This window comes from Rhodococcus sp. PAE-6 (genome assembly GCF_025290685.1).
GTDB lineage: Bacteria > Actinomycetota > Actinomycetes > Mycobacteriales > Mycobacteriaceae > Rhodococcus > Rhodococcus pyridinivorans.
The window spans coordinates 1-229 of the sequence record NZ_JAOCLZ010000284.1; the positions used below are offsets into that span (position 1 = coordinate 1).

1 pseudogene is annotated in these 229 nt (G+C 68.6%); it reads left to right on the plus strand.

Going from position 1 to position 229, the window contains the following annotated elements:
- Positions 1-229 (plus strand): annotated as a pseudogene (locus NVV99_RS27045) (alpha/beta hydrolase); the annotation flags it as partial.

A 229-nucleotide genomic window follows, 5' to 3' on the forward strand; every position in this document is an offset into this window, starting at 1 on the left:
CTCGTGCACCTGCGCGACGTCTTCTTCGCCGCAGGACACGATCCGGCGGTGTGGCTCGACGGTTGGTGGCCCGACGCGATCGTGTCGCAGCGGGCAGCGATGGCCGCGACCGACACGGAATCGTGGTGGACGGTGGCGCCGTCACCTCTGCTCGACGTACAAGCAGGTGGGGACGTTTTCCGGCCCGCGGAGACCCGAGGTGAGCTCGTCGACGAGTTCGGGAGCGAAC